The sequence below is a fragment of the Rhodoferax sp. genome, from assembly GCF_028688795.1.
GTDB lineage: Bacteria > Pseudomonadota > Gammaproteobacteria > Burkholderiales > Burkholderiaceae_C > Rhodoferax.
Window position 1 is genome coordinate 27438 of record NZ_JAQTXM010000025.1, and the last position, 20482, is coordinate 47919.

General features: G+C 54.3%; 22 protein-coding genes. 16 read left to right on the top strand and 6 right to left on the bottom strand.

Features of this window, described 5'->3' with window-relative positions; genetic code table 11:
* Positions 1-21 precede the first annotated feature (21 nt).
* Positions 22-498, top strand: a complete 477-nt coding sequence (gene greA, locus PHQ58_RS17015; protein WP_300113130.1) for a transcription elongation factor GreA — start codon at positions 22-24, stop codon at positions 496-498.
* Positions 499-927, top strand: coding sequence for a DUF4149 domain-containing protein (locus tag PHQ58_RS17020; protein WP_300113133.1), 429 nt, complete (start codon positions 499-501; stop codon positions 925-927).
* A 106-nt stretch (positions 928-1033) separates the two neighbouring features.
* On the opposite strand, the gene PHQ58_RS17025 is transcribed toward PHQ58_RS17020, so the two are convergent.
* Positions 1034-1507: a YhbY family RNA-binding protein gene (locus tag PHQ58_RS17025; RefSeq protein ID WP_300113136.1), complete on the bottom strand. Its 474-nt coding sequence runs from the start codon at positions 1505-1507 to the stop codon at positions 1034-1036.
* 88 nt (positions 1508-1595) lie between these two features.
* On the opposite strand from PHQ58_RS17025, the gene PHQ58_RS17030 reads away from it, so the two are divergent.
* From PHQ58_RS17030 to PHQ58_RS17060, 7 genes are all read left to right on the top strand, one after another.
* The gene (locus PHQ58_RS17030) at positions 1596-2270 is read left to right on the top strand and encodes an RlmE family RNA methyltransferase (protein WP_300113139.1); all 675 of its coding nucleotides are present in this window, start codon (positions 1596-1598) and stop codon (positions 2268-2270) included.
* Positions 2271-2394: 124 nt separating this feature from the next.
* Positions 2395-4314 carry an ATP-dependent zinc metalloprotease FtsH gene (ftsH, locus tag PHQ58_RS17035; protein WP_300113141.1) on the top strand — a complete coding sequence of 640 codons (1920 nt, stop codon included), beginning with the start codon at positions 2395-2397 and terminating at the stop codon, positions 4312-4314.
* A 94-nt stretch (positions 4315-4408) separates the two neighbouring features.
* A complete protein-coding gene (gene folP / locus PHQ58_RS17040) occupies positions 4409-5269 on the top strand; it encodes a dihydropteroate synthase (protein ID WP_300113144.1) in 861 nt (286 codons plus the stop codon).
* A gap of 36 nt (positions 5270-5305) precedes the next feature.
* Entirely contained in the window at positions 5306-6637 is a 1332-nt protein-coding gene (glmM, locus tag PHQ58_RS17045; protein WP_300113147.1) for a phosphoglucosamine mutase, read from the top strand.
* A 13-nt stretch (positions 6638-6650) separates the two neighbouring features.
* Positions 6651-7148 (top strand): N-acetyltransferase, encoded by a 498-nt coding sequence (locus PHQ58_RS17050; protein WP_300113150.1) that lies wholly within the window; start codon positions 6651-6653, stop codon positions 7146-7148.
* Positions 7149-7227: 79 nt separating this feature from the next.
* Positions 7228-7560: a hypothetical protein gene (locus PHQ58_RS17055; protein WP_300113152.1), complete on the top strand. Its 333-nt coding sequence runs from the start codon at positions 7228-7230 to the stop codon at positions 7558-7560.
* Positions 7561-7641: 81 nt separating this feature from the next.
* Entirely contained in the window at positions 7642-8103 is a 462-nt protein-coding gene (locus tag PHQ58_RS17060; protein ID WP_300113154.1) for a histidine phosphatase family protein, read from the top strand.
* Here the strand turns inward: PHQ58_RS17060 and PHQ58_RS17065 are convergent, their stop codons facing one another.
* Complete coding sequence (locus PHQ58_RS17065; RefSeq protein ID WP_300113157.1) at positions 8104-9594, bottom strand: Ppx/GppA phosphatase family protein; 1491 nt, start codon at positions 9592-9594, stop codon at positions 8104-8106.
* Between the two features lie 231 nt (positions 9595-9825).
* Here PHQ58_RS17065 and pstS point away from each other — a divergent pair, with 231 nt between their 5' ends.
* The 7 genes from pstS (at position 9826) to phoR (ending at position 16531) form a co-directional block, all read left to right on the top strand.
* Positions 9826-10878 carry a phosphate ABC transporter substrate-binding protein PstS gene (pstS, locus tag PHQ58_RS17070; protein ID WP_300113160.1) on the top strand — a complete coding sequence of 351 codons (1053 nt, stop codon included), beginning with the start codon at positions 9826-9828 and terminating at the stop codon, positions 10876-10878.
* Between the two features lie 108 nt (positions 10879-10986).
* Positions 10987-11952, top strand: coding sequence for a phosphate ABC transporter permease subunit PstC (gene pstC, locus PHQ58_RS17075; protein ID WP_300113288.1), 966 nt, complete (start codon positions 10987-10989; stop codon positions 11950-11952).
* On the top strand, positions 11949-12833 hold the full coding sequence (gene pstA, locus PHQ58_RS17080) for a phosphate ABC transporter permease PstA (RefSeq protein ID WP_300113163.1): 885 nt from the start codon (positions 11949-11951) through the stop codon (positions 12831-12833). The genes pstC and pstA overlap by 4 nt, the downstream gene beginning before the upstream one ends.
* Positions 12834-12864: 31 nt before the next feature.
* Entirely contained in the window at positions 12865-13650 is a 786-nt protein-coding gene (pstB, locus tag PHQ58_RS17085) for a phosphate ABC transporter ATP-binding protein PstB (protein ID WP_300113166.1), read from the top strand.
* A 65-nt stretch (positions 13651-13715) separates the two neighbouring features.
* On the top strand, positions 13716-14417 hold the full coding sequence (phoU, locus tag PHQ58_RS17090; protein ID WP_300113169.1) for a phosphate signaling complex protein PhoU: 702 nt from the start codon (positions 13716-13718) through the stop codon (positions 14415-14417).
* On the top strand, positions 14414-15124 hold the full coding sequence (phoB, locus tag PHQ58_RS17095; protein WP_300113172.1) for a phosphate regulon transcriptional regulator PhoB: 711 nt from the start codon (positions 14414-14416) through the stop codon (positions 15122-15124). Before phoU ends, phoB begins: the two co-directional genes overlap by 4 nt.
* A gap of 147 nt (positions 15125-15271) precedes the next feature.
* On the top strand, positions 15272-16531 hold the full coding sequence (gene phoR, locus PHQ58_RS17100) for a phosphate regulon sensor histidine kinase PhoR (RefSeq protein ID WP_367187339.1): 1260 nt from the start codon (positions 15272-15274) through the stop codon (positions 16529-16531).
* Here the strand turns inward: phoR and PHQ58_RS17105 are convergent.
* The 4 genes from PHQ58_RS17105 to trxA all read right to left on the bottom strand — a co-directional run bounded on the left by PHQ58_RS17105 (position 16434) and on the right by trxA (position 20425).
* Positions 16434-18176 (bottom strand): hypothetical protein, encoded by a 1743-nt coding sequence (locus tag PHQ58_RS17105; protein ID WP_300113177.1) that lies wholly within the window; start codon positions 18174-18176, stop codon positions 16434-16436. The two genes, phoR and PHQ58_RS17105, sit on opposite strands and share 98 nt — an antisense overlap.
* Before the next feature lie 89 nt (positions 18177-18265).
* Positions 18266-18523 carry a type B 50S ribosomal protein L31 gene (locus PHQ58_RS17110; protein WP_300113180.1) on the bottom strand — a complete coding sequence of 86 codons (258 nt, stop codon included), beginning with the start codon at positions 18521-18523 and terminating at the stop codon, positions 18266-18268.
* A gap of 99 nt (positions 18524-18622) precedes the next feature.
* Positions 18623-19885, bottom strand: a complete 1263-nt coding sequence (gene rho, locus PHQ58_RS17115) for a transcription termination factor Rho (protein WP_300113183.1) — start codon at positions 19883-19885, stop codon at positions 18623-18625.
* Between the two features lie 207 nt (positions 19886-20092).
* Positions 20093-20425 carry a thioredoxin TrxA gene (trxA, locus tag PHQ58_RS17120; protein ID WP_300113185.1) on the bottom strand — a complete coding sequence of 111 codons (333 nt, stop codon included), beginning with the start codon at positions 20423-20425 and terminating at the stop codon, positions 20093-20095.
* Between the last annotated feature and the right edge of the window lie 57 nt (positions 20426-20482).

Consider the following 20482-nt stretch of genomic DNA (forward strand, 5'->3'; position numbering starts at 1 on the left):
TAACTTTTTCCGGAGCTGTACGTGGCGACCCTTCCTATTACCAAACGCGGAGCCGAAAAACTCAAGGCTGAGCTGCATCAACTTAAAGCGTTTGAGCGTCCATGGGTCATCAACGCCATCGCTGAGGCCCGCGCCCAAGGTGACTTGAGCGAAAACGCCGAGTACGAGTCTGCCAAAGACAAACAAGGCTTTGTCGAAGGCCGCATTCAGGAAATTGAAGGCAAGCTGTCGGTCGCACAAGTCATTGATCCTGCCGACCTGCATGCGAGCGGCCGTGTGGTGTTTGCCGCCACTGTTGCACTGGAGGACGAGGAGTCTGGCCAACAAGTGACTTACCAAATCGTTGGTGAAGACGAGGCAGATATCAAGCTGGGCTTGGTCAACATCAATAGCCCCATTGCCCGCGCCTTGATTGGCAAAGAAGAGGGCGATGTCGCCGAGGTTCAGGCCCCAGGTGGATTGCGCCGCTACGAGGTGATGAAGGTGAGCTACCTCTAAATGTTGCGAGGTTTGTCGGCATTGACGATCTGGGCTGCGGCCTTGTGGTGGGGCGCTTTGACCACCGTTGGAACGATCGTTGTGCCGATGTTGTTCGCGAATTTGCCCAGCCCTGCCATTGCCGGGGCCATGGCAGCCAAATTGTTTTCAGCAATGACTTGGTTGGCACTTGGGTGTGGTTTGCTGTTATTGATGATTTTTAGATCAAATCAGCCTGTAGCCCTTAATAATAAAGCGCAAGGCACTATTTTATTTATAGCGCTTGGTGTGTTGCTGGCGCTGTTGTCAGAATTTGCCATCGCACCGCGCATCATCGCTCGGCAAGACTTACGGCTCTGGCACAGTGTGGGTACCGCTATGTTTGTGGGGCAGTGGCTCTGCGCCGGGCTGACGTTTTGGAAGCTGGCGGAAAGAAGTTCAGAAGCCTGACAAGGTTTGCCATTGCTGGCCCCAGACTGGTGTGCGAGGTAAGTCTAATCTGCGGTCAATGGCATCTTGGTGGAAGAGACCGATGCGGCAGGGTTGCCGCCCCGGCTTAGTCTTGGTTGCGTTTCTTGATGCTGACAGGTTTGCGCTTGGCGCGCTTGATCTGGCCACCTGTGGTAAGGCGCTGGTTGCCCAGCACGCGCAGGGTTTTGACTTCCGGACGCTGACCACCGCGTTTGCTGAATTTAAGCACCTTGACGTCGCGTGGGCCAGGCAGGCGGTCATCGTCGGCGGTTTTTTCCCGCTCAGGCAATGGACGCCAAAGCACCAGCAATTTGCCAATGTGTTGAATGGGCGCCGCATTCAATTCATCGGCCAGGGTTTGAAACATGGTTTCACGGGCGGCACGGTCATCCGAGAAGACGCGTACTTTGATCAGGCCGTGGGCATTCAGGGCGGCATCAGTTTCTTTTTTGACGGCGGCGGTCAAGCCATCGCCACCAATCATCACCACGGGGTCGAGGTGATGGGCTTCGGCCCGATGGGCTTTGCGTTGGGCTGGGGTCAGTAATATTTGAGACATGGGCATATTATCGATGAGACTGAAACATTTTGGGGCAGACCCACTTACTTGCGCATGAAGTTGCCACAACATTAACACGATAAAAATTATGAAATCAGCAGTTAAAAGCAGCAAGGTCAACCGGGCGTGGCTCAACGACCACGTCAATGACACCTACGTCAAGCTGGCGAAAAAAGACGGTTACCGGGCGCGTGCCGCCTACAAACTGCAGGAAATAGACGAATCCCTGCATTTGATCAAGCCCGGGCAGTTGGTGGTGGACTTGGGCTCGACGCCGGGTGCCTGGAGCCAGTATGTACGGCGCAAACTCTCGCCAAAGAATGCGTCTGGCGGGGGCGCTGCGGTGGGTGAACTCAATGGCCGCATCATTGCGTTGGACATGCTGCCCATGGAGCCTATCGAGGGTGTGGTTTTTATTCAGGGCGACCTTTGTGAAGATGCTGTGCTGACTGAGTTGACGGCCCAAATGCGGGGGCAGCAGGCTGATTTGGTGATCTCTGATATGGCGCCCAACTTGTCAGGCATCGGTTCGGCTGACGCTGCGCGGATTGAGCACCTGGTTGAACTGGCGCTAGAGTTTGCGCAAGCGCACCTCAAACCTGAAGGCGCGCTGGTGGCCAAAGTGTTCCATGGCGGCAGTTACGACACCTTGTACAAGCGCTTCAGGGAAATCTTTGTGAATGTCAAACGGCTCAAGCCAAAGGCCTCGCGCGACAGGTCGTCTGAAACCTTTTTAATTGGTCTGGTCTTGAAAAATCCTTAAATTCCTTGCAACTGCTGTGGCTGAAGGCATCAATACCTGCAATGGAGTGGGTTGAAGAGCCTAAAATTGCGCCTTACAAAGTGTCTCGTTCGGCTTTTTCTGCCGATATTTACTGGAGTTTCGCTTGAACAATCCATGGTTTTCGAAAATTGCGGTCTGGTTGGTGATTGCGATGGTGCTATTCACCGTCTTCAAGCAATTTGACACCCGCCCTGCTGCTGGTGCCGGTTATTTGGGCTACTCCGACTTTCTTGAGGAAGTGCGCGGCAACCGGATCAAGAGCGCCATCATTCAGGAGGGTCAAGGCGGTACCGAGATCTTGGCAGTGACCAGCGATGACCGCAAAGTGCGCACCACTGCCACTTACCTTGACCGTGGCTTGGTCGGTGATTTGATTGCCAATGATGTCAAATTTGACGTGCGTCCCCGTGAAGAAGGCTCGCTGTTGATGACCTTGCTGGTGAGTTGGGGGCCCATGCTGCTGTTGATTGGCGTCTGGGTGTATTTCATGCGCCAGATGCAGGGTGGCGGCAAAGGCGGTGCGTTCAGTTTTGGCAAAAGCAAGGCGCGTCTGCTGGATGAAAACACCAACACGGTGACATTTGCTGACGTGGCTGGTTGCGACGAAGCCAAGGAAGAGGTCAAGGAAGTCGTCGACTTTTTGAAAGACCCCGCCAAGTTCCAGAAGCTCGGTGGCCGCATACCACGTGGCCTGCTGCTGGTTGGCCCGCCGGGCACCGGTAAAACCTTGTTGGCCAAATCGATTGCTGGCGAGGCCAAGGTGCCGTTCTTCAGCATTTCCGGCTCGGATTTTGTTGAAATGTTTGTCGGTGTGGGCGCATCACGTGTGCGCGACATGTTCGACAACGCCAAGAAAAATGCGCCTTGCATCATTTTCATTGACGAAATTGACGCAGTGGGGCGTCAGCGTGGTGCCGGTTTGGGCGGTGGCAATGACGAGCGTGAACAAACGCTTAATCAAATGCTGGTCGAGATGGATGGCTTTGAAACCAATGTGGGCGTGATTGTGGTGGCTGCGACCAACCGCCCTGACATTCTGGATGCTGCATTGTTGCGTCCAGGTCGTTTTGACCGCCAGGTGTATGTGACGCTGCCAGATATTCGTGGTCGTGAGCAGATTCTGAATGTCCACATGCGCAAAGTGCCGTTGAGCCAGGACGTGAACGCAGCTGTGATCGCCCGTGGCACCCCCGGCATGAGCGGTGCGGACTTGGCCAACCTGTGTAACGAAGCTGCCTTGATGGCTGCGCGCCGCAATGCCCGCACGGTGGAAATGCAGGATTTTGAGAAGGCCAAGGACAAGATCCTGATGGGCCCGGAACGCAAGAGCATGGTGATGCCTGAGGGGGAGCGCCGCAACACGGCCTACCACGAGTCAGGTCATGCCCTGATCGGCAAGCTGCTGCCCAAATGCGACCCGGTGCACAAGGTCACCATCATTCCGCGTGGCCGCGCCCTGGGGGTCACCATGAGCTTGCCTGCGCAAGATCGCTATAGCTACGATAAAGACTACATGCTTAGTCAAATCAGCATGCTGTTTGGTGGCCGTATCGCGGAAGAGGTGTTCATGAATCAGATGACCACGGGTGCCAGCAACGATTTTGAGCGTGCCACCCAGATCGCCCGTGACATGGTCATGCGTTATGGCATGACGGCGGCGTTGGGCCCAATGGTTTATGCGGAAAATGAGGGTGAGGTGTTTTTGGGTCGTTCGGTCACAAAAACCACCAACATGAGTGAAGAAACCATGCAAAAGGTGGATGCCGAGGTGCGCCGCATCATTGACGAGCAATACGCTCTGGCTCGCCGCCTGATCGAGGAGCACAGTGACAACATGCACGCCATGGCCAAAGCCCTGCTTGAGTGGGAAACGATTGACAGCGATCAGCTTGATGACATCATGGCTGGCAAGCCACCGCGTCCTCCCAAAGATTGGTCACCGCGTATTCCTCCGGCCAGCTCAGACAGCAACAGCGGTGGAACCCCGGCTGTCAAACCTGACGCTGCGCCTCACGCGGCTTAAGCTTGCGACACAATACCAAACGGGGCTTAGGCCCCGTTTTTTTTAGTTCGTGCAGCGGCCGGTTTGGTTGCAAATAGCAAATGAAGGGATGAGGATGTTTTGGCAAACCAGCCGTTTCCAGATTGATTTGAACCAACCCAAAGTCATGGGCATCGTGAATGTCACGCCGGATTCCTTTTCGGACGGTGGCAAACATGACTCTGGGGTGACTGCTATTCGCCGCTGCGAGCAACTTATTTTGGATGGTGCCGATATTCTGGATATCGGCGGGGAATCCACCCGACCCGGTGCACAGCCGCTTGGCCAAGAGGAAGAACTTGCGCGAATTCTCCCCGTGGTACGTGCCGCGGTGAGTTTGGGCGTGCCCGTGTCGGTGGATACCTACAAGCCGCGGGTGATGCAGGTGGTGCTGGACTTGGGTGCAGACATCATCAATGACATATGGGCCCTGCGGTGGCTTGATCCGTTAGATGATTTGAGTGCGGCTCAGGTAATTGCGGCCCACCGGGCCTGTGGTGTCTGCCTGATGCACATGCATCTGCAGCCGCAGACCATGCAGCTGCAACCCATGCAAGGTGATGTGGTGTCCCAGGTGCTCCTATTTTTGGAGCGTGCTGCGCAAGATTTAAAAGGGCTAGGGGTCGAAAATACTAGAATTTTATTGGACCCTGGCATAGGTTTCGGTAAGACCGTGGCGCAAAACTTTGCTTTGTTGGCACGCCAGACTGAACTGCTCAAAGCAGGCTACCCTTTGCTGGCAGGGTGGTCGCGAAAATCGTCGTTGGCAGGTATGGGGGGGCGTGCCGAACAAGACAATGGGTTGTCTGCAAAGGAGCGTCTGGCACCCAGTCTTGCAGCTGCGCTGCTGGCGGCTGAGCGTGGTGCATCGGTGCTGCGGGTGCACGACGTGAAGGAAACTGCTCAAGCACTTCGGGTCCTTGCGGCCATACGATAATTGGCCTTCGGTCAATCATCAGGTGAAGGAACAACAATGACAAGGCAATATTTTGGGACAGACGGCATTCGCGGCACCGTGGGTCAGTCCCCCATTACGGCGGACTTTGCACTCAAGCTGGCGCATGCAGTGGGCCGCGTTCTCAAACGCACTGAGTCAAAGCCTACGGTGTTAATTGGCAAAGACACGCGCATTTCTGGTTACATGCTGGAGAGCGCGCTTGAAAGCGGTTTCAATTCAGCCGGGGTTGACGTGGTGTTGTTGGGTCCCTTGCCGACCCCCGGCGTTGCTTACCTGACGCGTGCACAACGGGCATCGTTGGGCGTCGTCATCAGTGCCAGCCACAACCCGTTTGACGACAATGGCATCAAGTTTTTCAGCGCCCAAGGCACCAAGTTACCTGATGTTTGGGAACTTGATGTGGAGGCGATGGTGGCTGAGCCGCCCGTGTGGGTGAACTCTGCCAATCTGGGCCGATCTCGCCGCCTTGAGGATGCCGCTGGCCGCTACATCGAGTTTTGCAAGAGCACGTTTGCAAACAACCTGACGCTCAAAGGCTTGCGCATTGTGGTTGATGCTGCCAATGGCGCGGCTTACAACATCGCACCCAAGGTGTTTCATGAGTTGGGCGCTGAGGTGATTGCCATCGGCTGTTCGCCAGATGGCCTGAACATCAACAAGGGGGTTGGCGCCACCCATCCAGAGGCTTTGATTGAAGCGGTAAAAAAACACCGTGCTGATCTGGGTGTGGCGCTTGACGGTGATGCCGATCGGCTCCAGGTGGTGGATGCCAATGGGCGCTTGTTCAATGGCGATGAATTGCTTTACCTGATGGTGGATGACCGCTTGCGCAGAAATGAACCCGTGCCGGGCGTGGTGGGCACTTTGATGACCAACATGGCCGTTGAAGTAGCCATAAAGGCGCGTGGTGTACAGTTTGTGCGTGCCAAGGTCGGCGACCGTTATGTGCTCGAAGAACTTGAAAAGAACCAGTGGTTGTTGGGTGGCGAGGGCTCTGGCCACTTGCTGGCGCTGGACAAGCACACCACGGGTGATGGCCTGATTTCTGCCCTGCAAGTATTGCAAACCAGTGTCCGCAGTGGCAAGAGTCTGGCCGATTTGCTCAGCGAACTTACCCTGTTCCCCCAAACCTTGATCAACATTCGCTTGCAACCAGGCCAGGACTGGAAGCTCAGCGTCAATCTGGAGGCTGAAACCCGAGCCGTTGAAGATGAACTCGGGCAAGCTGGACGGGTGCTGATTCGCGCCAGTGGCACTGAGCCCTTGGTACGCGTCATGGTGGAAGCCCGAGACGGCGCCCAAGCCAAAGCCTGCGCTCAGCGCATTGCCAAAACCATCAGCGGTTAAAGGCAGGTCTTGAATGCAAACTAATTTACGAATTTTCCAGGCAGATTACGCTGATGCCAATCACATCAGCGCCCTAATGGCCTTGCTTGACGGTTACGCACGCGACCCCATGGGCGGTGCTGAACCGTTGTCTGAATTTGCACGCGAGAACTTACCTGTTGCGTTGCGGGCGCGGCCTTTTCTGTTCAGTGTGCTGGCCTTTGATGAGGCACAAAATGATGTCCCGGTGGGGCTGATCAACTGTGTTGAAGGCTTCTCGACTTTTGCCTGCCAGCCACTGGTGAATGTGCATGACGTTGTGGTGGCTGCTTCGCACCGTGGCAAGCGGGTGGGCGAGTACATGCTGGCAGAAGTTGAAGCCTTGGCTCGTTTGCGTGGTGCCTGCAAACTGACATTGGAAGTGCTTGCAGGCAATGTATCTGCGCAAAAGCTCTATCGACGCGTCGGTTTTGACAACTACCAGTTGAGCCCGACCATGGGGCACGCTCAGTTTATGCAAAAGTGGCTTTAATGGCCCCGCTGTGGCGGACAGAAGCCCAAAACAAACCCTTGATCTATCACCTGATGTTGGCGGTGCCTAAAATGCGCCCATGAACTGGCTCACCAAACTCCCCGGATTTCAGCGCACCCCGTACGGGTTTGAGTTGCGTTTGCTGCGAATGATACCGAGTGTGTTGCTTGCGGGAACTGTGTTGCCTGCGGGTTTGGCTTGGCTGGGGCGTTGGCTTTTTAGTCAGGGTACGGCTGAAGAAATTACCCAAAAAATTCAAACCTTCGACTTCGTCATGATTGGTTTGGCCATTTTCATCTGGTCAGCGGCATTGACGGTGGCCATTGGTTGCGTGATTGTCTGGCTGATGAAGGGTCCGGCCTATGTGGCCGATGGTTACGAGGTGTCCCACAGCGACAAACCAAAAGTCTAGGCTTCCAGGGTAGCTGACGAGACGGCGTTTCCCTGATTGAAGAAGCATAGGGGGCGATCATTCACCACAAAGGGGATGCAGATGGACCTGATGTTATGGCGGCACGCGGAGGCAGTTGAGTGTGATGACCCGGCGCAAGACAGCTTTCGCAAGTTGACTCCCAGAGGCGAGAAACAGGCAAATCGGATGGCCCATTGGCTGGATCGGCAGTTGCCCCAAACCACCCGCGTATGGACAAGTCCGACGGTACGCACACAACAGACGGCCAGCGCCTTGGGACGGCCCTGCAAGGTGCGCAAGGAACTTGCACCAGATGGGTCAGTGGATCAAATCATTGAATTAATCGGCTGGCCGAATGCCAAGAGCCCTTTCTTGCTGGTAGGGCATCAGCCCATGCTGGGCCACCTGATTGCACGGTTGTTGGGCATCAGCGCGGGTGAATTGCCTGTAAAAAAGGGTTCCGTGTGGTGGCTTCGGTATCGCCAACGCGGTGACTTTGGGCAAACTGTGTTATTTGCCGTCCAATCACCTGACACCTTGTAGTTAACCGACGCTGACATCCAGTGACCAGGGCGTTTTTTGCCAAGCAACACTTTCCTCGTTCAATAGGTAGGCCGATTGGGGGAACGCTTTGGCCCATTCATTGGATAAACTCAACGTGAAATGGCGGGCATTTTTGACATCACGGCGCAGCGTAATACCTTTGAGGTCTGGGTCACGTCTGGCATGGCACAAAGCAACAGCCATGCGCAACACCAACAACTGTTGAATTAGCATGTTGTCTTCAAAATCGGCCTCAAGCTTGCGCAGCTTGCCTCGATGCCCAAGCACCAGCAGGCTCAGTTTATGCAACTCAGTCAGGGCGAAGCCCATGGCATCAGTGTTGTCGAGAATATATGCGCCGTGTTTGTGGCTGTCGCTGTGAGAAATATGGCTGCCAATCTCGTGCAGTTGGGCAGCCCAGGTAAGTTTTCGAGTCGCTCGCTCATCGATAGCCTCGGGCGCAATATGCTTGAAGAGTTCATTGGCAACCCGCCCCACGCGGTGACCATGGGTCGGGTCAGCACCAAATTTGGCGGCTAAACGCTGGACGGAATGGTCGCGCAGATCAGAGGCGTGTTGCGCACTGCCCAACATGTCTTGCAAAAGGCCGTGGCGCAAGCCGCCGGTGGCCTGTTCCAAGCGCTTGATACCGAGCAATTCAAACAATGCCCGAAGCACGCTTAAACCACCGCCAATGATGGCTTTGCGGTCTTCCCGCATACCCGCCAGCTTCAATCGATCAATAGTTTGCGCGACCAGGAGCTTGTCCAGCAACCAGTCCAGCCCATCCTGAGTGACAGAGCCTGCAGGCCATCCAGCAGCTACCAGAACATCCATCACAGCATTGATGGTGCCAGCCGAGCCGTAGGCCACCTCCCATTGGTCTGGCGTGTAAATTGCCAACGCTTCGTCAAGCACTGCTTTGGCAGCAATTTCAGCAATCTGAAAAGAGCGCTTGGAGAACTGGTTGTCTGCAAAATAGCGCATGGACCAAGTGACGCTGCCTACCCGATAAGACTCCATGTGTCTGGACTCATGTCCTTGACCCAGTATGATCTCGGTTGAGCGTCCGCCAATGTCAATGACCAAACGGCGCTCCGGGATGTTCGGCAAAGCTTGTGCCACGCCCTGGTAGATCAATCGTGCTTCTTCACGGCCCGATATCACATCAATCGGAAACCCCAGATTTTTCATTCCCTGCGCCAAAAACTCGTCGCGGTTACGTGCTTCACGTAAGGTTTGCGTGGCAACGGCTCGCACTTCAGTGTCGGCAAACCCTGCCAGGCGCTCGCCAAATCGTGCCAGGCAGTCCCAGCCGCGCTGCATGGCTGGTAAGGTGAGGTTGCGGCTGTCGTCAAGGCCATTGCCTTGGCGAACGGTTTCCTTGAGGTACTCGGTGCGGTAAAACTGGCCGTGTTCAACACGTCCAATTTCTAGCCGGAAGCTGTTTGACCCCAAGTCAACTGCAGCCAGGCGTGTGGTGTTTTGCATGGTCTTTTTCGATGTCATCAATGGTGTCAGCATAGCATTTGAATCAGCAAAAGCCGGAGACGCTGAGGCACTTGAAGCGAATTTGTGAGTGTGACAAATTTTTCTTCGCCATCGCCTCGGTATTTAACGCCGTCTATCGCGGTTGTCACACATTTGACACATTAGTGTCTTAAATTACGGCATGTTGAATCAATAACGGTTCTGCAAGGTGTAACCAACTGAAGGATTTTTATGAAAACAAACCCGATCAAAAACATTTTGGCCACCACAGCGTTGGCGTTTTTTGGTGTAGCAACAATGAGCAATGTGGCCAGTGCCCAAAGCATTACTGGCGCGGGTGCTTCTTTTCCGGCTCCGATTTACGCGAAGTGGGCGGCTGAATACAACAAGCTCACCGGTGTCAAGGTGAATTACCAATCCGTGGGTTCAGGTGCTGGCATCAAACAAATTGATTCCAAAACAGTTGACTTTGGTGCATCAGACATGCCGCAAACCGACGATGTGCTTAAAGCCAAGGGCCAGTTTCAGTTTCCTACCGTGATTGGTGGTACTGTTCCAGTGATCAATATCAAGGGCATTGCACCGGGTCAAATGAAGCTTGACGGTCAGGTTCTGGGTGACATCTACCTGGGCAAGATCACCAAGTGGAATGATGTAGCCATTAAGGCCTTGAACCCCGGCCTTGCATTGCCGGATGCAGACATTGCGCCGGTTCGCCGCGCTGACGGTTCGGGTACCACCTTCAACTTCACCAACTACCTGAGCACAGTCCATCCTGAATGGAAAACCAAGGTGGGTGAAGGTACTGCCGTGAACTGGCCGGTGGGTGCAGGTGGCAAGGGTAACGAAGGCGTGGCCTCGTTTGTCAATCGTTTGCCTAACTCGATCGGCTACGTCGAGTACTCCTATGTCAAGCAAAACAACATGACCTACACCCAGTTGAAAAACAAGGATGGCGTGTTTGTGTCTCCTAGCGAAGACGCTTTCAAGGCCGCTGCTGCCGGTGCTGACTGGAACAAGTCGTTCTACCAGCTCATCGTTAACCAGCCAGGCAAGGCTACATGGCCTATTTCTACTGCAACGTTCATCTTGATGCACTTGCAGCAAGACAAGCCTGCACAGGCCACAGAAGCCTTCAAGTTCTTCACATGGGCATTCAAGAGTGGCGACAAATTGGCGTCCAGTCTTGACTATGTAGCTCTGCCAGACAGCGTGATTGCCTCCATTGAAAAGTCTTGGTCTAACGTCAAGGACACCGCTGGCAAACCTGTCGCTTTGAAATAAGTAGCCTGCTAGGGCCTCGTTTGATCATTGGAGAAGCTTGCTATGTCTACTACACTTTCGGCCAAAGAAATGTCTTTGAATTCATCTGAAACTTCTGCTGGCCGTGTCATGACCCAAGTTGCTCCTGTCAAACATACCCCTTCACGCCCCTGGGCTGACCGCGTTTTCGCTTGGCTTGCCAAGAGTGCAGCGTTGTTGACCTTGGGGTTGTTGATTGCCATTCTGGCCTCTTTGACGGCGGGTGCCTGGCCCGCCATTGAGAGGTATGGCTTGGGTTTTCTGACCACGGCCACCTGGGATCCGGTGAAGGAGGAGTTTGGTGGCCTGGTGATGATCTACGGCACCCTGATGACTTCATTTATCGCTTTGCTGATTGCGGTTCCGGTCAGTTTTGGCATCGCCATATTTTTGACCGAGTTGTCGCCCGCATGGTTGAAGCGCCCATTGGGGACTGCCATCGAATTGTTGGCGGCCATTCCTTCAATTGTGTATGGCATGTGGGGTTTGCTGGTATTTGGTCCAATTCTGGCCACTTACGTTCAGCAGCCGTTGCAGAAAGCGTTCAAAGGTGTGCCATATCTTGAGGCCTTGTTCTCAGGCCCGCCCGTAGGCATAGGTATTTTGTCGGCCGGCATCATTTTGGCCATCATGATCATTCCGTTCATTGCGGCGGTGATGCGCGATGTGTTTGAGGTAACCCCTACGCTGCTCAAAGAGTCCGCTTATGGTTTGGGAGCCACCACCTGGGAGGTGGTGTCTACAGTGGTGTTGCCATATACAAAGGCTGGGGTTGTTGGCGGCATCATGCTGGGCCTGGGGCGCGCCATTGGCGAAACCATGGCGGTCACTTTTGTAATCGGTAATTTCAACCAGCTTGATTCGTTGAGTTTGTTTCAGGCAGCAAACAGCATTACCTCGGCGTTGGCCAATGAGTTTGCCGAGGCTGGCGAGGGACTGCATCAGGCCTCGTTGATGTACCTCGGGCTGGTCTTGTTTTTTATTACTTTTGTCGTGTTGTCTCTGTCCAAATTGTTGCTAAATCAATTGAAAAAAGGTGAGGGCGCAAAAACATGACTACCAGTGAAATTTTGTTGCGTGCTGCGGCATTGTCCGAAGTGCGTAAGCAGCGCTACGGACAGCGTAAGCGAGTCAACCAATTGGCTTTGCTTTTATCGTTGCTGGCCATGGCCTTTGGCTTGTTCTGGCTGTTCTGGATATTGTTTGAAACCGTTCGCCTTGGTTACGCTGGTTTGACGTTGTCAGTGTTGACTGAAATGACACCAGCACCGAACGATGCCGGTGGTTTGGCCAATGCAATCTATGGGTCATTCTTGATGGTACTGCTGGCCACTTTTGTGGGCACGCCAATAGGCGTGATGGCAGGTATCTACTTGGCTGAGTTCGAGCCAAAAAGTTGGTTGGCGGCCACCACCAGGTTTGTCAACGACATTTTGTTGTCCGCACCTTCCATTGTGATTGGCTTGTTTGTTTATTCCGTGGTGGTGACTCGTTTCAAATCATTTTCTGGCTACGCAGGCATTGCGGCACTAACCTTGATTGTGATTCCCGTGGTGATTCGCACGACCGAGAACATGCTGCAACTGGTGCCACCGGGATTGCGTGAAGCCGCATATGCACTGGGTGCTCCCAAGTGGAAAGTGATTCTGAGCATCACCATGCGCTGTGCCCGAGCCGGGGTGGTCACCGGAATCTTGCTTGCTGTGGCCCGTATTTCGGGTGAAACAGCGCCCTTGTTGTTCACAGCTTTGAGCAACCAGTTCTGGACCTCGAATTTGGGTGAGCCCATGGCTAGCTTGCCGGTGACGATCTTTAAATTTGCCATGAGCCCCTATGAAAACTGGCAACAGTTGGCTTGGGCCGGGGTGTTCTTGATCACATTGGCGGTGTTGGCGCTTAACGTGCTGGCCAGGGTGTTGACCCGAACCAAGATGTGATCTAAATCTATTGAATTTGAAAAGGTTGCGAATGAACACGACAAATACCATTGAGAAAACCGAGCAGTCGAAGATCAAGGTAAATAATCTTGACTTCTATTACGGTAATTTCCACGCGCTCAAGGGCATCAACCTTGAGATTCCAGAGAACAAGGTGACTGCATTCATTGGTCCGTCGGGCTGCGGAAAATCTACCTTGTTGCGTGTCTTTAACCGCATGTTTGAGTTGTACCCTGAGCAACGTGCGCAGGGGGAAGTGATTCTGGACGGTGAAAATCTCTTGACCAGCAAGCAAGATGTGGCTCTGTTGCGGGCCAAGGTTGGCATGGTTTTTCAGAAACCGACACCTTTTCCCATGTCAATTTTTGACAACATTGCTTTCGGCGTGAAATTGTTCGAGTCGCTGAGCGCCTCGGATATGGAAGAACGCGTGGAGTGGGCCTTGCGCAAGGCCGCTTTGTGGGGTGAGGTCAAGGACAAACTCAAGCAAAGTGGCTCCAGTTTGTCTGGCGGGCAACAACAACGCCTGTGTATTGCCCGTGGCATTGCCATCAAGCCCGAGGTGTTGTTGCTGGATGAGCCGTGCTCTGCACTTGACCCGATTTCAACAGCAAAAGTTGAAGAGCTCATCATTGAACTCAAAGAGGACTACACCGTGGTGATCGTGACTCACAACATGCAGCAGGCAGCCCGCTGCAGTGATTACACCGCTTACATGTATCTGGGTGACTTGATCGAGTTTGGTGCCACGGAGCAAATTTTCTTCAAGCCCAATCGGCAAGAGACAGAAGACTACATCACAGGCAGATTCGGCTAATCAACAAGACATACGTTGCCGTTGCCAGCCATTTTTGACCGCTTATTCTTTCAAGGAAATCCCTCATGCCTGAAAAACATTTATCGACACAGTTTGACAGCGAACTCAGTGCCGTGTCCACCCGCGTGATGGAGCTGGGCGGCTTGGTGGAGTCGCAAATTCGTCAAGCAATCTATGCCTTGTCTCAGTTCAGCGTGGAGGTTGCCAACCAAGTCACTGCTGCCGAAGCGCGTGTCAACAGCATGGAAATTGATATTGACCGGGAGCTCTCCAGCATCATTGCCAGGCGTCAACCAACGGCGCGCGATTTGCGCCTGTTGATTGCCATCTCAAAAGCCACCGCCAACTTGGAGCGCGTCGGAGATGAGGCCGAAAAAATTGCACGCATGGTGCGCTCTATCATCCAGAGTGGTGCGCCACGATCCTTGCCATCGTTGGAGTTGCGCGTGGCCGCTGACATGGCCTCGGGTCTGTTGCGCAAAGCGCTTGACGCATTTGCCCGGCTCGACACCACGGCCGCACTGGCGATTCTTAAAGAAGATGACCTGATTGACCGTGAGTTTGATGGCTTTGTGAGGAAACTCATCACTTACATGATGGAAGATCCGCGCATGATCTCGCCCAGCCTGGACTTGTTGTTTCTAGCCAAGGCCATTGAACGCATTGGCGACCATGCGAAAAACATTGCAGAGTTGATCATTTACATCGTCAAGGGTGCCGATGTTCGTCATGCACCGATGGATCAGATTGAGTCTGCGCTGAAATGAGACATCTGCCGACGGTGCTGATTGTTGAGGACGAGCCGGCCATCGCCGAACTGATTTCGGTCAACTTGCGGCACAGCGGTTTTCGCCCAGTTTGGGCCATGGACAGCGCCACAGCCCAGGCAGAGTTGGACGCCGTTTTGCCGGATGTGATTCTTTTGGACTGGATGCTGCCTGGCGAAAGTGGGTTGGTACTGGCTAAACGTTGGCGCGCTCATCCGCGAACCAAGACCGTGCCCATCATCATGCTGACTGCTCGGGGCGATGAGGTCGATAGGGTGGCAGGCCTTGATGCTGGCGCAGACGATTACATTGCCAAGCCATTTTCAACCAAAGAAATGTTGGCACGCATTCGCGCAGTGCTTCGCAGACGGGCACCCGAGCAGGACGCAGGATTGGTGACCTTGGGTGAACTGTCTCTTGATGCTTCCACCTACCGGGTCACGTTTCAAGGGCAAATGCTGAAGCTTGGCCCAACCGAGTTCAAGTTGTTGAACTACTTGATGACCCATGCCGAGCGCGTTCATAGCCGCTCGCAACTTCTCGATAAGGTCTGGGGTGACCATGTGTTCATCGAAGAACGCACGGTAGACGTTCATGTCAAGCGGCTTCGTGAAGCTTTGGGTGTTGGCGCTGGGCAGATGGTGGAAACCGTCCGCGGAGCAGGTTATCGTCTGACCACTCAAGCCAACCTGGCTTCACTGACATAAGGCGCAAGCAGGTCGCGCATGCTTGGTCGTTTTTTGTTGTTTGTTGCGTGCCTCGCAGGTGGAGGCGTTTTGGGTGCCTGGCTCGATGTGTTTTGGCCCCACAGTCATGCTTTGCCTATTGGACTGATACTCGCCGCTGTTCTGTGGATGCTTCAAGACCAGTGGCGTACCGGTCAGATGTTGCGTTGGTTACGAAATGACCCACCTGTTGAGAACGCGCCGACTTTTGGCGTGTGGGGTGAAGCGGCAACCCGTGTGCGACGCTTGCTCCGCGATCGGGATCGTCAAATCATTGACAGTCAGGCCCGGTTAAAAGATTTTTTATCAGCGCTGCAAGCCTCGCCCAACGGGGTGATGTTGCTTGATGGAGACTCTCGGATCGAGTGGTGCAATCAGACTGCTGCCGCGCATTTTGGGCTAGACACCGAGCGTGACATGCTGCAAACCATTGGCAATCTGGTGCGAGACCCAGGTTTTGCCAATTACCTAGCTTCGAACGATTTTCACAGCAGTCTGAACATGTCTGGGCGGGACAGCTCGTCGGCACACCCTGTCACCTTATCAGTACAACTTCACCCCTACGGCGATGGGCGAAAGCTGCTGTTGTCCCGTGACGTCACCGCGCTGGAGCAGGCTGAAGCCATGCGACGTGATTTTGTTGCAAATGTATCGCATGAAATTCGCACGCCCCTGACAGTGCTGGCGGGGTTTGTTGAAACCTTGCAAACACTCAATCTGGACGAGTCAGAGCGTCAGCAATACCTGGCGCTCATGGCGCAGCAGGCTGATCGCATGCAAACCCTGGTCAGCGACTTGTTGACATTGTCAAAACTTGAAGGCAGTGTGCTGCCAGGGTTTGACACGCACGTGGCAGTGGCTGCATTGATGCGCCAGCTTGAGGCAGACGCGCTGGCATTGTCACAGGTCATTGGGATAGCTGGCGACACTGATCACCACTTCGTATTTAAGTGCGAGTTTGATGGTGAATTGGCGGGTGTTCCCAGTGAATTGTTCAGCGCCATGAGCAACTTGATCAGTAATGCGGTGAGGTACACGCCTGTGGGTGGCCACATCACGGTGAAAGCTCGCCAACTGGCAGGTGGTTGCCTGGTCTTTTCTGTGGCTGATACCGGGCCGGGCATTGCCGCTGAGCATCTGGGTCGCTTGACTGAGCGCTTTTACCGTGTGGATCGCAGCCGCTCGCGTGAAACGGGTGGCACTGGCCTGGGGCTGGCCATTGTCAAACATGTCGCGCAACGCCATGGCGCCATACTGACAATAGAAAGCGTCGTAGGAAAGGGCTCCGTGTTTACCTTGACGTTTCCGCCGTCTCGGGTTGTTCCGGTAGTTGTGGCTGGCGCTCAAACAAGCCAAGAGACTCTTTCCGCTCAGCTGGGTGCCCAATAGTTCTGCGCAATTCCCAGTTTTTTCGTCGGGCAAAGTTTGAGTTTGGATCCGCTGACTCAGTGTCAGCAATCAGCCACATGCATGGGCTGTTGGCTGTGAGTGGCTGGAGCTCAAGCCTGCCGTGAAACTCAATGGCCGCGACTTGGCTGCGACTTAAACCTGACGTCGCCACACAACCTGGTTTTGCCGGCATGGCCTGCGTGGCCTGACGCACCAGAGGCGCATAACTTCGGGCAAAGTCCAACAAGGGCAACCATAAAGTCATCAACAGCAGCCAACACAGGGCAGCGCCACCAGCAGGCAGTACCAGGCTTTTCCAGATCGCAGCCTGGTGTCGGCCTACACGCCATTTAACGAGCCAAGCCCATGTCAATGTTGCGCAAGAAGCTATTAAAAAAGTAGCAATTGAAAAACTGTGAGTAAATCCTGGTGCGAGTCTTGCCACGTTGGCTGCGGGTTGTGCTGGAAACCCTGTCTGCATGGAAACCCACACCACCCAGATGACGAGTGCGCAGCCAGTGAAGAAAATCAATGTAAACCAGTCGATCAAAGCGCCGACGCTGCGCCCAAGTGTGGGCAGAGCAAATGCGGCCAGGGCAGCCAGGGCGGGCAGGGCCAGCAGCAGCGAGCGATCTGCGGCACTGGTAGTTAATGTTGCCACGCTGGCCACTGTCACAAACCAGACAGGTAACCACAAGTGCAGCCCGGTGAAGCGTGCGCTGAACAGTTGTCGACGCCAGCGCCAGAGCGTCCAGATAGCCAGCGGCCAAGCTGGCCAGGTAAACCATAAAAAAAGTCGACCCATGCTTTGCCACTCAACCAGATTAGCCTGGGGCAAGTCAATGCGCCAACGCCATAAATTCAAAATGGTGGCCATGATCGCAGATCCGATAGACAGCGCAGCCAGGCCAGTTGCCCTGAGTCTTTTTTGCTGGGTGCTGGTGTTGTCTGAACTTGGGGTGAGTAAGTAAAGCGTGGCGCTGCCCAACCCCAAAGCCAGTGCCATGGAGGGTGCGCCCGACAGCGCTAAGCCAAACAGTCCTACAGCAGCGCTCAAGCCAGGTGCCCATGGGCGATAAGGCAAGGCCGCCGTGGCGTAGAAGAGGAGCGCAGTAAAGCATAACTGCGTGAGTGCGGGCGTGGTTTCATGGGCCAACTGTGCCAGCCCCAGGCACGCGATGAAGGCCAGCACACCGCCATCGGCAATGGCGCGGGCGTAATCGGCGGGGCGAGCTTCCCCCCCAAAGGCAAATGCGACTGGCTGCGCCAAAGGGTTGCGGGCCAGGTAATAAGTGCCGTACCACGTGGCTACCATTGCCAGTACCAACAAAAATATAAAGGGCAGGCGTGCAGCCAGATCGGGTGCAAACCAGCCAGGCGCCAGCTGAATGCTCCAGGCCCCTAGCCAGTAGGGCAGCAGGGCATCGACTTCAGGAGGCATCCCGCCCAGCGTTGGGTGCCACCAGTCGACCCCGCCACGGGCCAGTTCAGCCATATAACCAAAGCTGGTGATGTCGTCACGCTTCCAGGGAACCCGTCCCAGAAAGCCAGGCAGCACATAGGCCAAGCAAAACAACAGCAGTGCCAGCCGCGGCAAGCGCTTGACAGCATCTTGAGCGACGATGGCTGGTGTAGGTTGATTCAAAGAGCGCAACGGAAATTGATTTTTATCAGCGCAAAGAAAAAGGCAGCGCGGAATGACCCGGCTGCCTTTGGCAAAGCGCGCTAAATGGCTTAGCTGGCGGCAGTTTTGCCGAAGCGATTGCGGAAGCGTTCCACACGGCCACCCATGTTGTCCACCGATTTTTGTGTGCCGGTGTAGAAGGGGTGCGACTCGCTGGAAGTATCAAGTTTGAAAAGTGGCACTTCGCGGCCGTCTTCCAGTTTGATCATCTCTTTGGCATTGGCGCAAGAGCGTGTGACAAATTTGAAACCGTTGGACGAGTCCAGGAAACAAACGTCGCGGTAGTTGGGGTGAATGCCTGCTTTCATGATTTCTCCATCAGATGCGTTAGCCGCGTCAGCCCTTGCGCAACCCATTGCGCAATTAAAAGCCGGTCGTACTTTTCGCTAAAAACCAGTGATTATAGATCAGCCGCCGCGACGCATCATGTCGAAGAACTCGCTGTTGTTCTTGGTTGCACGCATTTGTTTTAGCACCATCTCCATGGACTCGATTTCGTCCATGTTGTACAAAAACTGGCGCAATATACGCGTTTTTTGCAGAATATCGGGGGCCAGCAACAATTCTTCGCGGCGTGTGCCGCTGCGGTTGAGTTGGATGGACGGGAACACGCGCTTTTCGTAGAGGCGGCGGTCTAGGTGGATTTCAGAGTTACCCGTGCCTTTGAACTCTTCAAAGATCACCTCGTCCATGCGGCTGCCAGTGTCTACCAACGCTGTGGCGATGATTGTGAGCGAGCCACCTTCCTCGACATTGCGGGCAGCACCCAAAAAGCGTTTTGGCCGTTGCAGCGCATTGGAGTCGACGCCACCGGTGAGCACCTTGCCTGAAGATGGCACCACGTTGTTGTATGCGCGTGCCAGGCGGGTGATGGAGTCGAGCAAAATCACCACATCTTTTTTTAACTCGACCAGGCGTTTGGCACGCTCAATCACCATTTCAGCCACGTGTACGTGGCGAGCGGCGGGTTCGTCAAAGGTTGATGCAATCACCTCGCCCTTGACGGTGCGCTGCATCTCGGTCACTTCTTCCGGGCGCTCATCTATCAACAGCACCATTAGGTAACTGTCGGGGTAGTTGGCTGATATGGCGTGTGCAATGTGTTGCATCATCACCGTCTTGCCGCTTTTTGGCTGCGCTACGATCAGGGCGCGTTGGCCTTTGCCAATCGGTGCAATGATGTCGATGATTCGCCCGGTGATGTTTTCTTCACCCTTGATGTCTTGCTCCAAGCGCATTTGCACATTGGGAAACAGCGGCGTTAGGTTTTCAAACATGACTTTGTGTTTGTTCTCTTCAGGGCCGCCGCCATTCACTTTCTCAAGCTTGTTCAGCGCAAAGTAACGCTCACCATCCTTGGGTGTGCGCACTTCGCCTTCAATCATGTCGCCGGTGTGCAGGTTGAAGCGACGCACCTGGCTTGGGCTGATGTAGATGTCGTCGGTGCTGGCGGTGTAGCTGGTGTCAGGGCTGCGCAGAAACCCGAAACCATCGGGCAGAATTTCCAGCACGCCATCGGCAAAAATCTGCTCACCGGCGCGGGCGCGTTTTTTAATGATGGCAAACATCAACTCCTGTTTGCGCATGCGGCCCGTGTTTTCAATCTCAAGATCTTCAGCTTGCTTGAGGACTTCTGACACGTGCAGTGCCTTGAGTTCATTTAAATGCATGGATTAACTCAGTGGATGTGTAAATTCTGCCGGGGGAAGGGGTGGGCGAGCTGGACTTGTCATGGTTCAAGTCGCAATGGCGTGGCGCCTAAGAGTCGTGCTAACCCTGGATGGGGGCCAGCGACTGGATCGAATTATGACAGGAAAAAAACCTCACACAGAACGGTGAGGCAGGCAGACGCGTGGCGGCGCCTGCAAGAACCAGGATCAAGCCAGTTGCTGATCGATGAAGGCGGTCAACTGCGCTTTGCTCATGGCCCCTACTTTTGTGGCGGCCAATTGGCCGTTCTTGAAGATCATGAGTGTGGGGATGCCGCGAATGCCGAACTTGGCAGGAACATCGCGATTTTCATCGACATTCATTTTTGCAATCTGCAATTTGCCTTCATAAGCCGTCGATACTTCGTCCAGAATCGGTGCAATCATTTTGCAAGGGCCGCACCATTCTGCCCAGTAGTCCACCAACACGGGGACGGTAGCTTGCAATACATCGCCTTCGAACGATGCATCGGAGACATGTTTGATCAGTTCACTGGCCATGGTTTTTTCCTAAAGATAGAAGGTTTGAAAAGAATAAAGTTGAGAAATTGTGACAGA